The 13,634-nt window shown below is 63.6% G+C and carries 14 protein-coding genes; 7 read left to right on the forward strand and 7 right to left on the reverse strand.

Annotated features, from left to right (window positions below; all coding sequences use genetic code 11):
• Positions 1-13: 13 nt before the first annotated feature.
• Positions 14-1,360 (forward strand): AAA-associated domain-containing protein, encoded by a 1,347-nt coding sequence (locus D0B32_RS21060; RefSeq protein WP_117336202.1) that lies wholly within the window; start codon positions 14-16, stop codon positions 1,358-1,360.
• 215 nt (positions 1,361-1,575) lie between these two features.
• Here the strand turns inward: D0B32_RS21060 and D0B32_RS21065 are convergent, their stop codons facing one another.
• The 3 genes from D0B32_RS21065 to D0B32_RS21075 all read right to left on the reverse strand — a co-directional run bounded on the left by D0B32_RS21065 (position 1,576) and on the right by D0B32_RS21075 (position 4,094).
• Entirely contained in the window at positions 1,576-2,127 is a 552-nt protein-coding gene (locus D0B32_RS21065) for a hypothetical protein (protein ID WP_117336203.1), read from the reverse strand.
• Positions 2,128-2,135: 8 nt separating this feature from the next.
• Complete coding sequence (locus D0B32_RS21070; protein ID WP_117336204.1) at positions 2,136-2,705, reverse strand: hypothetical protein; 570 nt, start codon at positions 2,703-2,705, stop codon at positions 2,136-2,138.
• Positions 2,706-3,032: 327 nt separating this feature from the next.
• The gene (locus D0B32_RS21075) at positions 3,033-4,094 is read right to left on the reverse strand and encodes a sigma-54-dependent Fis family transcriptional regulator (protein ID WP_117336205.1); all 1,062 of its coding nucleotides are present in this window, start codon (positions 4,092-4,094) and stop codon (positions 3,033-3,035) included.
• A 500-nt stretch (positions 4,095-4,594) separates the two neighbouring features.
• Here D0B32_RS21075 and D0B32_RS21080 point away from each other — a divergent pair, with 500 nt between their 5' ends.
• The 6 genes from D0B32_RS21080 (at position 4,595) to otsA (ending at position 9,362) form a co-directional block, all read left to right on the forward strand.
• Positions 4,595-4,912: a YqjD family protein gene (locus D0B32_RS21080; RefSeq protein ID WP_117336206.1), complete on the forward strand. Its 318-nt coding sequence runs from the start codon at positions 4,595-4,597 to the stop codon at positions 4,910-4,912.
• A gap of 95 nt (positions 4,913-5,007) precedes the next feature.
• Positions 5,008-5,283: a hypothetical protein gene (locus tag D0B32_RS21085; protein WP_117336207.1), complete on the forward strand. Its 276-nt coding sequence runs from the start codon at positions 5,008-5,010 to the stop codon at positions 5,281-5,283.
• A gap of 355 nt (positions 5,284-5,638) precedes the next feature.
• Entirely contained in the window at positions 5,639-7,042 is a 1,404-nt protein-coding gene (locus D0B32_RS21090; protein WP_117336208.1) for a sigma-54 dependent transcriptional regulator, read from the forward strand.
• A 104-nt stretch (positions 7,043-7,146) separates the two neighbouring features.
• Positions 7,147-7,362 (forward strand): hypothetical protein, encoded by a 216-nt coding sequence (locus D0B32_RS21095; protein ID WP_259295085.1) that lies wholly within the window; start codon positions 7,147-7,149, stop codon positions 7,360-7,362.
• Positions 7,363-7,513: 151 nt separating this feature from the next.
• Positions 7,514-7,726, forward strand: coding sequence for a hypothetical protein (locus tag D0B32_RS21100; protein WP_117336210.1), 213 nt, complete (start codon positions 7,514-7,516; stop codon positions 7,724-7,726).
• Positions 7,727-7,925: 199 nt separating this feature from the next.
• Complete coding sequence (gene otsA, locus D0B32_RS21105) at positions 7,926-9,362, forward strand: alpha,alpha-trehalose-phosphate synthase (UDP-forming) (protein ID WP_117336211.1); 1,437 nt, start codon at positions 7,926-7,928, stop codon at positions 9,360-9,362.
• Positions 9,363-9,513: 151 nt separating this feature from the next.
• On the opposite strand, the gene D0B32_RS21110 is transcribed toward otsA, so the two are convergent.
• The 4 genes from D0B32_RS21110 to dcm all read right to left on the reverse strand — a co-directional run bounded on the left by D0B32_RS21110 (position 9,514) and on the right by dcm (position 13,606).
• Positions 9,514-10,947, reverse strand: coding sequence for an MFS transporter (locus D0B32_RS21110; protein WP_117336212.1), 1,434 nt, complete (start codon positions 10,945-10,947; stop codon positions 9,514-9,516).
• A 145-nt stretch (positions 10,948-11,092) separates the two neighbouring features.
• Positions 11,093-11,596 (reverse strand): YbhB/YbcL family Raf kinase inhibitor-like protein, encoded by a 504-nt coding sequence (locus D0B32_RS21115; protein WP_117336213.1) that lies wholly within the window; start codon positions 11,594-11,596, stop codon positions 11,093-11,095.
• A gap of 181 nt (positions 11,597-11,777) precedes the next feature.
• On the reverse strand, positions 11,778-12,293 hold the full coding sequence (locus D0B32_RS21120; RefSeq protein WP_117336214.1) for a very short patch repair endonuclease: 516 nt from the start codon (positions 12,291-12,293) through the stop codon (positions 11,778-11,780).
• Positions 12,293-13,606: a DNA (cytosine-5-)-methyltransferase gene (dcm, locus tag D0B32_RS21125; protein WP_117336215.1), complete on the reverse strand. Its 1,314-nt coding sequence runs from the start codon at positions 13,604-13,606 to the stop codon at positions 12,293-12,295. The genes D0B32_RS21120 and dcm overlap by 1 nt, the downstream gene beginning before the upstream one ends.
• Positions 13,607-13,634: the final 28 nt, after the last annotated feature.

Raw genomic sequence — 13,634 nt, forward strand, 5'->3', positions numbered from 1 at the left:
AAGGCAAACCGAGATGCAAAATCCTAAAGCTGCCGTAACCGCTGCGCCGCTCCAGACTCCGCCGAAACCTCCGCGCCTCGGCGACGAGATTCTGAAGGTCAAGGACGTGTGCCGCGGTTTCAACAAGACGCAGGGCGAGTTGCTGGTGCTCGACGACGTGAACCTGGCGCTGCGTGAAGGCGAGATTGTCGGCATGCTGGGCCGGTCGGGCTCGGGCAAGTCGACGCTGCTGCGCATCATCGCCGGCCTGATCGAGCCGACCGATGGCGAAGTGTCGTACCTCGGCAAGCCGCTCGAAGGGCCTGCCAAGGGCGTGGCGATGGTGTTCCAGACCTTCGCGCTGTTCCCGTGGCTGACCGTGCTGCAGAACGTGGAAGCCGGGCTCGAAGCGCAGGGCGTGGGTGCGCGCGAGCGGCGCGAACGCGCGCTGGCGGCGATCGACCTGATCGGTCTGGACGGCTTCGAAAACGCCTACCCGCGTGAGCTGTCAGGCGGCATGCGACAGCGGGTGGGTTTCGCGCGTGCGCTGGTGGTCGATCCGACGCTGCTGCTGATGGACGAGCCATTCTCCGCGCTCGACGTGCTGACCGCCGAAACGCTGCGTACCGACCTGCTGGATCTCTGGACGCAGGGGCGCATGCCGATCAAGTCGGTGCTGATCGTCACGCACAACATCGAGGAAGCGGTGTTCATGTGCGACCGCATTCTGGTGCTGTCGTCCAATCCGGGCCGCGTGATTGCCGAAATCAAGGTGCCGTTCAAGCACCCGCGTAACCGTCTGGACCCGGCGTTCCGCCGTCTGGTGGACGAGATCTACGCCAAGATGACCGCGCGTCAAACCGACGAGTCGACCAAGAAGGGCCTGGAGCTGGGTAGCTGGTTGCCGCACGTCTCCACCAACCTGATGGCCGGTCTGATCGAAACGCTGGCGTCCGCGCCGTACCACGGCCGCGCCGACATGCCGGAAATTGCCCGTTCGCTGCATCTGGAGGTGGACGATCTGTTCCCGGTGGCCGAAGTGTTGCAGCACCTGGGTTTCGCGGACATCCGCGAAGGCGATATTTTCCTGACGCCGCCCGCGCGCGTGTTTTCTGAATTCGGCACGCAGGAACGCAAGATGATGTTTGCCGAGCATTTGCTGCGGCATGTGCCGCTCGCGGCGCGGATCAAGAAGGTGCTCAACGAACGGCCGGGGCATCGCGCGCCGCGCGTGCGCTTCGAGCAGGAGCTGGAGGATTTTCTCTCGGACAGCGCCGCGGAAGAGACGCTCGACGCCGTGATCAACTGGGGCCGTTATGGCGAGATTTTCTCGTACAACGACCAGACAGAAATCTTCAGTCTCGAGGACGTCGAGTCCTGAACATCGCTGTTTCTCAACTTCGTCTCAGCTTTGCTGAGACGGTAACGAACAATGGCCGATTGCAAGCGCGTGTGATTTCAACGCGCGTTGCAATCGGCCTTTTAGCTTTTGGTTGGGCCGTACGCGGGCTCAGCTATGCAGCAGTTGCCCGCCTGCCCGGCAGGTTGTGATTCATCAGGAGTGGCAAAGCGCGGACGCAACGTCACGCGCCACTTTCACTGCAGATTGCCCCACCGTTCCACGGCCGGTTCAGCCGACGCCCATTTCCACCCCGCATCCTGCAGGCACGCACTGGCGGTGTACCAGTCTTCGTGCGCGTCGGGCTTGTCGCCATCGGCGACGGAGAACGCAAAGTCCTTGCAGATGGCCAGCGCCGACGTGAACGCGCGTGTCACGCGCACTTCGCCGTGGCCGTTCTCGATAGGCAAGGTGTGTTTGACGCGCCAGGGCTTGCTGTCACCCACGGCCATACCGCCCGCGAGCGCCGCGATTTCGTTTTGCTGGTCGGTGTGCATGACGAGCATGTAGCGTTTGACCGCTGCGTCCGTGGCGGCCTGCACCGCAATGCCGACGCCGATGCCCACCGCCGGATTGGAGCTGACGATGCCCGTGGCGACACCCGCCGCTGCGCCGGCCGCCGTACCCACCGACGCGCAACCGCTGGTCAAAAGACTGGCGCCGACGCACACGGCTCCCGCGAGTACGAGACGCAGGCTCACGGAAAAACCAGGAGACGGGCGACGCGGCACCTTTTCTGGGGCAGTCATGCGCGTACTCATTGCAGCGCGCCCCAACGTCCGGTGGCAGGTTCGGCCGACGCCCACTTCCAGTTCTGGCCGTCGCGGCAGATCGAGGCGACGTAGAACGCACTGGATGCCGCGGCGTCCTTGGTGGCGTCACGATCGACGGAGAAGACGATTTCCTTGCAATCGAGCGTGCCCGCGCTGATCACGCGGCTCACGGTCACGCGACCGTGTTCGTCGTCTTCGATAGGCACCGAATGCGTCACGCTCCACGGCGCCACGCCACCCACATCCAGCGGGCCGGCGACCTTCGCGATGCCGTCCTGTGAATTGCGGTGAACCACGCGCTCCGAGTACTGCACGCCGGCTTGCGCCGCGGCGACGACGCCGAGACCAATGCCGGTTGCAACGGTGGCGTTTCGAGTGACCTGGGTGGCAATCGCAGCGCCTGCGATGCCGGCGCCGGTGGTGGCCGATTCGGAGTAGATCGAGCTACATCCGCTCAAGGTGGCGGCCATTGCGACGGCCAAAGCGACGAGCGTAGTGGCGCTCGCGCGCGGCGCGCGGAGCATGCCGCGCGCTGTGTCTTGTTGCTTGTTCATGTCCCTGTCAGTGCTCCTGCTTGTGCCGTCCATCCCATTCGATCGCGGCGCGGCGGGCTGACAGCACGTCCTCTGCGACGCAGCAGCATTTTGCAGGATGCGATTTGTTATGGGCAGTGCGAAAGTGCAAGCAATTGCAAAAGTTGATGCGGCGCTGAGCCTTTTCTGTCTTGGCTCAGCGCGCTTTTTAAAGCGGCAGGGAGGGAGACTGCAGGTGCGTTCGACGTGGTGATGGCGAGCGCGGTAGTTGTTGCGAATGCAACCTACGCTGCAGCGGAAAATGCTACAGCAGCGACGCCATCATGCGTAGTCGTCGCCGCAAAAATCTTACGACTCGCTTTCCTCTGCCGGTGCGTCGTCACCGCCATATGTACTCAGCCGGTTATAGAGCGTCTTCAGACTGACGCCAAGCGCCTTGGCGGCACGTCGCTTGTCGCCGCCGCAATACTTCAGCGTGCCGAGGATGATCTGCTTCTGCGCATCGGCGAGCGGCGTGCCGATCCACACGCTCATCGAATCGCCTTGCGTCACCGCTTTCTTCACGCGTGAAGCGAGATGCGGATGCGGCAACTCGACGGTCTTCTCCGCGAGAATGAAGGCGCGGTAAATCGCGTTCTTCAGTTCGCGGACGTTGCCCGGCCAGGACCACGTGCGCAAGGTTTCGAGCGAGCGCTTGCTGAAGCTCTTGTTGGTGCTTTCCTGGGCATTGAGCGCGGCGAGAAAGTGGAGCGCGAGCAGTTCGCGGTCGCCGTCGCGTTCACGCAGTGGTGGCGCGCGCAGCGGAAAGACCGCCAGGCGGTACATCAGGTCTTCGCGCAGCCCGTTTTCCTTTACCGCCACCGCCGGGTCGCGATTGGTGGCTGCGATCACGCGTACGTCGCCGTGGATCAGCTCGTTGCCGCCTACGCGATAGAACGTGCCGGTTTCGAGCGCGCGCAGCAGTTTCACCTGACGCACCGGCGCCATTTCCGTGATTTCGTCGAGAAACAGGGTGCCGCCGTTGGCGTGCTCGAAGTAGCCGACCCGGCCCTGTACCGCGCCCGTAAAGCTGCCTTTTTCGTGGCCGAACAGTTCGGCCTCGATCAGCTCGTCGGGGATCGCGCCGCAATTGACGGCGATGAATGGTGCGTCCTTGCGCGCGCTGTGATCGTGAATCGTGCGGGCGACCAGCTCCTTGCCTGTGCCGGATTCGCCAATGATGAGGGCGGTGGCATCGGTGGAGGCGACCCGTTCGATTTGCTCATATAAATCCAGCATGACGGGCGATGAGCCGTACAGCAGACCATACGACTTCAGTCCCGCGACGCCTTCTGTCACGCGATGTTTCTCCGGTGCTGCCGCATTGCCGCCGGAAGCGACAGCGGGCGAGTCCAGATCGATTGACGCCATAACCAGCTTGTCCTGTGCAAATGTCTTCGTGAGTGCCGCGCAGGCTCAGGTGAGCGAGTGCCTGTGCCGCGAATGCGGCTTGCGCAATAGGTCACTATCTCACAAATAACCGATTTAACCATCTGGCAACAGACAGAGCAATGCACCTACCGATTCTGAAAGTACGTGCGTTCCGCTTTTGGCGACGTGCACAAACATGCTGCTACGCTGTCCAAAGTGTATGTCTGGCAACGCTGTACCGCGAAGCAATCGTATCCATGCGCGACGTTCGGCAATCCTGACCGGAACTTCCATTCCCGTTTGGCAGAAATGACCTGGCTGGCTGGAACTCGAGCGCGCGCGAGGCGCTTAACGCAGGCTTCAGCGGCACGATGTCGATTAGAACCGGCGCTCGGCTATGGCGCCAGCCAGGCACGCCGATTGCGTCCGTATGGCTTTAGTGTTTGTGAAACGGGCTGAAGCGGCGTCACCCCTTCAGCCCTACGACACAGGAGCAATGAATGAATCAAACCGCGCAACAACTTGAACTGGGTAAGCAGAAGATCGTCGACGACTTGCGTGTCCTGTTGACCGACTCGGAAGAAATGCTGCGGCTCGCGGCCAATGTTCCGGGCGAGGGCGTCGAGGCGCTGCGGGAACGTCTGGGCACTCATGTGGAAACACTGCAAGCCGCGCTCGGCGACGCGCAAAGCGCGGCGCAGCGGCGTTATCGCGTTGCAGCCGTCAACGCGGAGCGCTACGTGCGGCATAACCCCTGGCGAGCCGTCGGCATCGCGACGGGCGTCGGTTTCCTGCTGGGCGTGCTGGCAACGCGCTAGCAGGACGCGCAACATCGGATCAACGGCACGCCGCGCGTGCCGCGCATGATCAGAGCGACGACGATTATCCAAGGCTAAATTGACGGAGGGTGAAAATGGCACGACCCAAGATCGGGATTTTTGGAGCGCTGGCAATCCTTGGCGGCGTGCTGGCCTGGCGCTGGACGCAGCGTCAGCGGGCTTCGCAGGCGTTTCTGAACCGCGAACTGAACCGCTGGGAGGACGAAGGCGGCTCAGTGGTCACGCCGGCGCAGGCTGCAGCGAGTGCCGGCGGGGCGATCACCCAAGCCGAGGCGCCTCGCACCGGCCAGACCAATGGCGCGGCGCATCCAAACGGCATGGGGGAAGCGTGGCCTTTCCCGCATAGCTGATTTGAGCGATGGGCCAGGCGATGAGCTGGCCGACGTCCGGCGCAGTGACTGAACTGACACTGCGCGGGCGCCGCGCAGACACCGCGCTGGACGCCCGAGAGCATTAGAGTTCATCCCAATAAAGCCGTATAATCGGGATATAAACAACAATACGTCCTAGATGACGGCACAAACTGTGCGAATTGTTGCGAAATTGCATTAAGTCGGATTTGCGCAGCCGGTGTGGGGCATCCATCCAGTTGGCATGCACTCGCACCGCGGCGTGTCGCATTCGTGGCGCGCCCCGCGCGCGTCTATTTCTCCATGCTTTCACGCATGCCATTCATCACCAGAATTTTCGGGGTTTCGAGACACGATGCCACACGTATTGATTGTCGATGACGATCCCGGCACCCGCGAGGCGCTCGCCGCCATCATCGGGGAAGACGGGCTCACCACCGCGACCGCAGGCGATTTGCGCGAAGCGCGCATCCAGTTGGTCCGGCAGATGCCGGATGTCGTATTCACCGACCTGAAGCTGCCGGACGGCAGCGGCGTCGACCTGTTCGAAGACCTCGATCCGCGTTCCGGCGTCGAGGTGATCGTGATTACCGGCCATGCGACGGTCGAGTCGGCGGTCAACGCGCTGAAAATGGGCGCGACCGACTACCTCGTGAAGCCAATCAACATGCAGCGCGTCAAGGCGATCCTGTCGCGCCTGCCGCGCGCCGGCGACCTGAAGGCCGAAATCGGCACGCTACGCGGTGAACTACGCCGCATGGGCCGCTTCGGTTTGATGCTCGGCAATTCGCCGGTCATGCAGGAGGTCTATGACCAGATCGGCCGGGTGGCGCCTACCGCCGCTTCGGTGATGCTGGTGGGCGAATCGGGTACCGGCAAGGAAGTCGCCGCGCAGACACTGCATCAGTTGAGCCTGCGTCGCAAGCATGCGTTTCTGGCCGTGAACTGCGGCGCGATCTCGCCGAACCTGATCGAATCGGAAATGTTCGGTCACGAGCGCGGCGCGTTCACTGGCGCGGATCGTCAGCACAAGGGTTATTTCGAACGGGCCAACGGCGGCACGCTGTTTCTCGACGAAATCACCGAAATGCCGATCGAGTTGCAGGTCAAGCTGCTGCGCGTGCTGGAAACCGGCATGTTCATGCGCGTGGGTACGACCAAAGAGATCGAGACCGACGTACGCCTGATTGCGGCCACCAACCGCGACCCGGAGCAGGCGGTGCTCGAAGGCAAGCTGCGCCTCGACCTATATCACCGTCTGAACGTGTTCCCGATCAGCCTGCCGCCGCTGCGCGAGCGTGGCAAGGACGTGGAGCTGCTGGCGCAGGCCTTCCTCGACGACCTCAACGAACGTCACAGCACGCGCAAGCACTTCCCTCCGGCGCTGAAGGAAATGCTGCTGTCGTACCCGTGGCCGGGCAACGTGCGCGAACTGAAGAACTACGTGCAGCGCGCGCACATCATGTCGAGCACGGATTCGGACAGCACGGCCACCGTGCCGTTGCAGATCACGCTGTCGAAGCCCGCAGCCGGTACGGCGATCACGATTCCGTTCGGCACGTCGTTGGCCGAGGCAGATCGTCAGTTGATCCTGGCGACGCTCGAGCAATGTGGTGGCGTGAAGACGCGGGCCGCCGAGATTCTCGGCATCAGCCTGAAGACGCTGTACAACCGTCTGGTCGAGTACGGCAACGACGCCGCGCGCGGTGAAGACGACCCTGCGGACGAATCGCGTGCACTGGGCGGCGCCGACGCCTGATCCTGTCTGAACCGCGGGGTGCGTCCGCCCCGGCATAGGCCTTGCGTGAGTGAAGGACATACGCATAACAAGGAGCCACTATGCCGCTGGACGCACCCGTGACCATTCCTGCTGTCCCCTTCGTTCCCGGCTCCCTGCCGCTCGTTGCGCACCGCCCCGAGCCGACCGACCCGCCCAACCCCAGCGAACCGGACACCGTGCCCGATCCGACCCGCGAGCCTCCGGGCGAACCCGCCGCGCCGCCGATCGGCGATCCGCCGCCGCAACCCAACCAGACACCGCATGTTTTGAGCGAAATTCGCGTGTATCCCATGCTCTGACGTGCGTGAAGCGCGTGCCCCACGGTACGCGCTTTTTGTTGCTGTATTTGTTACAAGCGCAGCGTGTGTTTTACCGGAAATTTATCGCTGCGAGCCCTAGACTGTATGGGTGCTGCCATTCGCGCGGCAGGCTTCCCCAGGAGGCAACGACATGAGACATCCGGCATTGCGGCGCTCCGCGCGCCATTCGAAGCGCGATGCGCGCCCCGGCAACGAGACTGGCGGCCCGCCGGTCGGCCCGGACCCGGCAGGACAAAACCGTATTGCCCCGGATGCGCCGCCGGACGGCGAGCACAACCAGGGCGGCGTGCGGCCGGAAGGACTCGAATATCAGCGCGACCTGGGCTCTGAGCAGGACGCCTGACAGAACAACGCCGGCTTTCTTGCCGGCCTATCAAAGCGAAGATTTTTCTCTCTCGCCCCAATAAAAGGGCAGGTTTTGGCCTGCCCGTCACATTTGCACACATTTTTCTTCCGATCATTTTGCGATATCGGCACGCGCCTTGCATGCAACAGCGCCGTACATCTCTCCATGCAACGTCAACTATCGAGGTGGAGCACCAATGAGCAGATTGATTGTGGTATCGAATCGCGTCGCGCCCACGCAGGAAGGCCGCCCCGCAGCAGGCGGTCTTGCGATCGGCGTGCTGGACGCCCTGAAGGAAACCGGCGGCGTTTGGTTCGGCTGGAGCGGCGAGACGGTGAGCGAACCTTCGGCGCCGGTGATCGAGAAGCAGGGCAACGTGACCTACGCGACGGTGGGCCTCACCAAGCGCGACTACGACCAGTACTACCGCGGCTTTTCGAACGCGACGCTGTGGCCGACCTTCCACTACCGAAACGACCTGTCGCGCTTCGACCGCCAGGAATACGCCGGCTATCTGCGCGTCAACCAGACGCTTGCGAAGCAGTTGAAGGAGATGGTCAAGCCGGACGACATCATCTGGGTGCATGACTATCACCTCCTGCCGTTCGCGCGTTGCCTGCGTGAGCTGGGCGTGAAAAATCCGATTGGCTTCTTCCTGCATATTCCGTTTCCGGTGCCGGAGGTGCTGCGCAGCGTGCCGCCGCATGAAGAACTCGTGAAGGCCATGTGCAGCTACGACGTGGTCGGCTTCCAGACCGAGGCGGACCGGCAGTCGTTTGTGGACTACATCGAACGCGGCCAGCACGGCACGTCGAGCGACGACGGCATGGTGCACGCCTACAACCGTTTCCTGAAAGTGGCGGCTTATCCGATCGGTATCTACCCCGACGCAATCGCCAAGGCCGCCGAGCAGTTCACCGACCGCAAGCCGGTGCGCAGCCTGCGTGACGGCATGCACGGCCGCAAGCTCATCATGAGCGTGGACCGCCTCGATTATTCGAAGGGGCTGGTCGAGCGCTTCCAGGCGTTCGAACGCCTGTTGCTGAACGCGCCGGGCTGGCATGGCCGCGTGTCGCTGGTGCAGATCGCGCCGCCGACCCGCGCGGACGTGCAGACCTATCAGCGCATCCGTCAGACGCTGGAAGGCGAGGCGGGTCGCATCAACGGCCGCTTTGCACAGCTCGACTGGACGCCGATTCAATACCTGAATCGCAAGTACGAACGCAATCTGCTGATGGCGCTGTTCCGGCAATCGCAGGTGGGCTATGTCACGCCGTTGCGCGACGGCATGAACCTGGTGGCGAAGGAGTACGTTGCCTCGCAGGATCCCGCCGATCCGGGCGTGCTGGTGCTCTCGCAATTCGCGGGCGCGGCAGAGCAGTTGCCAGGCGCGTTGGTCGTCAATCCGTTCGATCTGTCGCAGATGGCGGAGGCGCTCGAACGTGCGCTGTCGATGCCGCTCGCCGAACGCCAGGCCCGTCACGCGGACATGATGGCGCCGTTGCGCGAGAACAATTTGTCGGTGTGGCGCGATACGTTTCTTGCCGACCTGCGCAACGTCGCGACGGCATCCAAGGTGACGGCCAAGGCGGTGAAGCTCAAGGACGTTGCGACGACATCGCATCCTCATTGAACGGCATTGCGGGTGCCGTATATCTGCACCCGTGTTTGCCCGTCTGGAAACGTGAAACGGCGGCCTCGATGGCCGCAGTTTTTTTGTTGCCGCTTATGCCTTGGCGCGTATGCCTTGCCGCTTATGCCTTGGGTCTATCAGGCAAGACGCATCACAATGCCCGCGTTCGCACGCGCAGCGAACTCACCACCGCGGCAACCGCCGCGAACGCTGCGGCGACATACAGGGTGATGATCGGACCGTGCTGAGGCGCCACGCCAAAGATCAGCGCAACCAGTGCAGCGCCCAGGGTTTGACCCGTCAGGCGCGCGGTGCCGAGCATGCCGCTCGCGCCGCCGCTGCGTGCACGCGGCGCGGAGGCGAGCATCGTACGGTTATTGGGTGACTGGAAAATGCCGAAGCCCGCGCCGCACAGCGCCATGCGCCACGCAATCTGCAAAGGATCGGGATGCGCGCCCAGTGTGGCGAGCAGCAACAGACCGACCGTCAGCGTAGCGAGTCCGATACCGCCCAGCCAACCTGCCGAGATGCGTTCCATCAGCACGCCCGAGAGCGGCGCGGCGACGATGATGACAAGCGGCCACGGCGTCATCAACAGACCGGTCTGCACCTGGTTCAAACCGAGCAGGTCCTGCATCATGAACGGCAGCGACACGAACGCGAGCATCTGCGCCGCGAACGAGCAGACCGAGGTGCCCACCGACAGCGCGAACACCGGAATGCGCAACAGATCCACCGGCAGCAGTGGCGCCGGCTGCGTCAACTGACGGCGCACGAAGAAGTAGCCGATCACGATGGCGCCGAGCCCTTCGAGGGCGACATAGCCCGCGTGTTCGCCGTGCCCGAGGCCATCCACGGCGAAGATCAGCAGGCCGAACACGAAGGCATTCATGACGGCGCCGAGGTAATCGTAGGGCGCACTGTGACCGGCATTGGCCGGTAAGGCCTTGAAGCCGCTGATGACGGCAGCGATGCCGATCGGCACGTTGATCGCAAAGAGCCACGGCCACGGCGCGATGGCGAGCACGCCCGAGGCGACCGTCGGACCCACGGCGGACGACACCGCGACGACCATCGCATTGATCGAGACGCCGCGCCCCAGTTGCCGCGCCGGGTAGATCATCCGCACGAGCGCCGTATTGACGCTCATGATGCCGGCCGCGCCGAAGCCCTGAATCACGCGGGCGAAGGCGAGCGTGGGCAAGGACGACGACAGCGCGCAGCCCAGCGAGGCGACCGTGAAGAGCATCAGGCCGCCCAGATAGACGCGTCGATAACCGATGCGGTCACCGAGCGAGGCGAGCGGCAGCAGCGAGATGGTGATGGCGAGCTGGTAGGCGTTGATGACCCAGATCGACGATGCAGCACTCGCATTCAGGTCACGCGCGATGGTCGGCAGCGCGACGTTGGCGATGGCGCTATCCAGCACGGCAAGGGTGATGCCGAGCGCCACCACGAGGATGGCCCAGTAGCGCTGCGGCAGCGGCAGGCCGTGGTCGTGTTCGTGGGAACTGGCAGGGGCGGGTGCGCTGCCGGGCGCGCCCGGGCGCGCGGAATCGTCTTTACCAGAAGCTTGTGCGTGCATCGTGTGAGGGTGTGATTGCTGACTAGTGGCGCAGGGTAGTGGGCAGGGCGAATGACGTGGAGCGCGTCAGACAGCTCGCCGTTGAGCGGGCGCCTGACGCGAAAAGTGGCGCCGGCTCTTGCCGCCGCCACTCGATGCCGGGCGATTACTTGAGTTCGTACAGACCGGTGTAGGTGGTCGAATCGAGTTCATTCAAATGTGTCATGAAGCGCGCCACCGCGTTAGTCGTATCCGGCGTGATCGGCACATGCGCCACTTTCAGAGCATGCAGACGGAAGATATAGCGGTGCGCCTTGGCGCCGCGTGGCGGCGCAGTGCCGCCAAAGCCCACTGTGCCATAGTCGTTGCGCACCTGCAGCGCGCCTTGCGGCAGCAGACTGCCGTCGGCTTTGCCGGCGTTGCGCGGTAGCGAGCGGGCGTCGACCGGAATGTTGACCACCACCCAATGCCAGAAGCCGCTGCCCGTGGGCGCATCCGGGTCGTACACAGTCAGTGCGAAGCTTTGGGTATCTTCCGGGGCACCCTCCCACTGCAACGCTGGGGAGATGTTCTCGCCATCCACACCGAACGCCTTGTCGTCGTACTCCTGCGCTCTCGACAAGAAGCCGTTGTTGGGAAAGTCATCGGACCAAAGTCGGAAATCAGCCATCGTAAGCCTCCTTGTCAAGGACGGTTCTAAAGATGGGCGGAGCGGCCGGCAACGAGGCGCCGGCAAGCCCTGGGTGAGCGAATCGAGTGTATCACCGGCGGCCTGTTCCTTTGCCTGGGGGCGGGCCGCGCCCAGCTAGCCTGACTTTAGGGAAGGAACGGCGCGTTTGGCAGCGGTGCGTTCAGTCGTGCTTCGGCTCCGGTTTCGCAACCGGCAATGCCTGCATTGGCTCGCGCTGAAGACGCGGTGATGCGCCGCGCTCGTCCAGCTCGCCGGCGTCGCTGTGCAACCAGTCGGTCAAGCGCTGCAGCACGCCGTCGAGATCCCGATTGGCTCCCCGCAATGCGCATTCCCACACCACCGCGACGCGCCATCCGGCGGCCAGCAGGGCCTCGCGCGCACGGGCGTCGTTGCTGCTGTTGCGGCCAATCTTGTCGCGCCAGAACTCGGGGCGGGTCTGCGGCCATTTGAAGAGCGGGCAGTCGTGGCCATGCCAGAAACAGCCATGCACGAAGACCACCGCGTGATACCGCGGCAGCACGATGTCTGGCCGCCCCGGCAAGTCACGCGCGTCGAGCCGGAAGCGGAAGCCCTGACGGTGCAGCAGACTGCGGATCAGCAGTTCCGGTTTCGTGTTGCGCCCGCGGATGCCGGACATCATCCGGCTGCGGGTCGCGGCGTCGACGACGTCGACCATCAGGCGTAGCGCAGTCGCGCCCGTGGAGTGACGGTAGCGGCCACACGACTCGCGCCGACAGCCGCGTGCAGCGGGGCGCGCTCCTGCGCGAGCAGGCCCTGCACATGCGGCGCCATGATGCGCGCGACTTCCTGCATGACCGGCATCACCACGCTGTTGCCGAACTGGCGATACGCCTGGGTGTCGCTGACGGGGATGCGGAACGTGTCGGGAAAGCCCATCAGCCGGGCACATTCGCGCGGCGTGAGGCGGCGCGGGCGCAAGCGCTTGCCCTGATCGACGAGGATCTCCGAGCCATCCTTGTGATAGCGCGCGGAAAGCGTACGGGTGACGCTATCGGGGTAGGCCATGCCGAAGCCGAAGCCGTTGCCCGCCGCGCGGTGTTTTTCCGCGTAGTTCTGCAGATAGGTCCACAGATTCGGCGTGAGCGTGTACTTCGGCTGCACGCGCTTTTTTGCGTGATCGAAGAACCGGTCGTGGTCCCACGGCAGCACCGGCTCGCTGCCATCGGTGCGATGCAGGATGCTGCCAAGGCGCGGCCCGTGTTCCGGCAGGCGCAGGTCGTCCCATGAGAAGGCGGTCTTGCCGCGAAATCCGACAATGATGATGCGCTCGCGATGCTGCGGCGTGAAATGCTGACCATCGACGATCCGGTAGTGAACTTCGTAGCCCAGCTCGTCGCGCAGCGTTTGCAGGATCACTTCGAAGGTGCGGCCCTTGTCGTGGGACAGCAGGTTTTTCACGTTTTCCAGCAGGAAGGCGGCAGGGCGTTTGGCCGCGATGATCCGCGCCACGTCGAAAAAGAGCGTCCCTTGGGTCGAGCATTCGAAACCGTGCGGCCGCCCTAGTGCGTTTTTCTTGCTGACGCCCGCGATGGAAAACGGCTGACACGGAAAGCCACCGAGCAATACGTCATGCGACGGCACGTCGTTAGCAGGAAACGACACGATGTCGCCAATGAACGTGTGATCCGCGCCGTAGTTTTCGAGGTAGGTCTTCTTGGAGAAGTCGTTCCATTCGCTCGTGAAGACGCAGGCGCCGCCCTGTGCCTCGAAGCCCATGCGGATGCCGCCGATGCCGGCAAACAGATCAATGAAGCGGAAATTCGCTTCGCCCGCTACGTTCTGCTGACCACTGGGGCCGGCGTGCAGCAGATCGCGCAGCGCCGGTTCGAGCATCGCGGGGCAGGGTGTCTCGCCTTTTTCCCAGCGGCGCACGGTTTTGATGTCCTTGCCGACATGAGCGGCGATTTCTCGCTGGGTAAAGCGGTTGCGTGCCTGTTTGAGCAGCTCGAGCGGTGGGGCTTGGGTCACTAGCGGTCCTTGCTGGGGATTTTTGCGG

The sequence above is a fragment of the Paraburkholderia sp. DHOC27 genome (assembly GCF_003429005.1).
Lineage (GTDB): Bacteria > Pseudomonadota > Gammaproteobacteria > Burkholderiales > Burkholderiaceae > Paraburkholderia.

Excerpts from the sequence above, each read along its gene's own strand:
- D0B32_RS21075 (WP_117336205.1), bottom strand. The coding sequence starts at position 4,094 with ATGGCGTCAATCGATCTGGACTCGCCCGCTGTCGCTTCCGGCGGCAAT.
- D0B32_RS21100 (WP_117336210.1), top strand. The coding sequence starts at position 7,514 with ATGAGACATCCGGCATTGCGGCGCTCCGCGCGCCATTCGAAGCGCGAT.
- D0B32_RS21060 (WP_117336202.1), top strand. The coding sequence starts at position 14 with ATGCAAAATCCTAAAGCTGCCGTAACCGCTGCGCCGCTCCAGACTCCG.
- D0B32_RS21085 (WP_117336207.1), top strand. The coding sequence starts at position 5,008 with ATGGCACGACCCAAGATCGGGATTTTTGGAGCGCTGGCAATCCTTGGC.
- otsA (WP_117336211.1), top strand. The coding sequence starts at position 7,926 with ATGAGCAGATTGATTGTGGTATCGAATCGCGTCGCGCCCACGCAGGAA.
- D0B32_RS21120 (WP_117336214.1), bottom strand. The coding sequence starts at position 12,293 with ATGGTCGACGTCGTCGACGCCGCGACCCGCAGCCGGATGATGTCCGGC.
- D0B32_RS21115 (WP_117336213.1), bottom strand. The coding sequence starts at position 11,596 with ATGGCTGATTTCCGACTTTGGTCCGATGACTTTCCCAACAACGGCTTC.
- D0B32_RS21080 (WP_117336206.1), top strand. The coding sequence starts at position 4,595 with ATGAATCAAACCGCGCAACAACTTGAACTGGGTAAGCAGAAGATCGTC.
- D0B32_RS21090 (WP_117336208.1), top strand. The coding sequence starts at position 5,639 with ATGCCACACGTATTGATTGTCGATGACGATCCCGGCACCCGCGAGGCG.
- D0B32_RS21065 (WP_117336203.1), bottom strand. The coding sequence starts at position 2,127 with ATGACTGCCCCAGAAAAGGTGCCGCGTCGCCCGTCTCCTGGTTTTTCC.
- D0B32_RS21070 (WP_117336204.1), bottom strand. The coding sequence starts at position 2,705 with ATGAACAAGCAACAAGACACAGCGCGCGGCATGCTCCGCGCGCCGCGC.
- D0B32_RS21110 (WP_117336212.1), bottom strand. The coding sequence starts at position 10,947 with ATGCACGCACAAGCTTCTGGTAAAGACGATTCCGCGCGCCCGGGCGCG.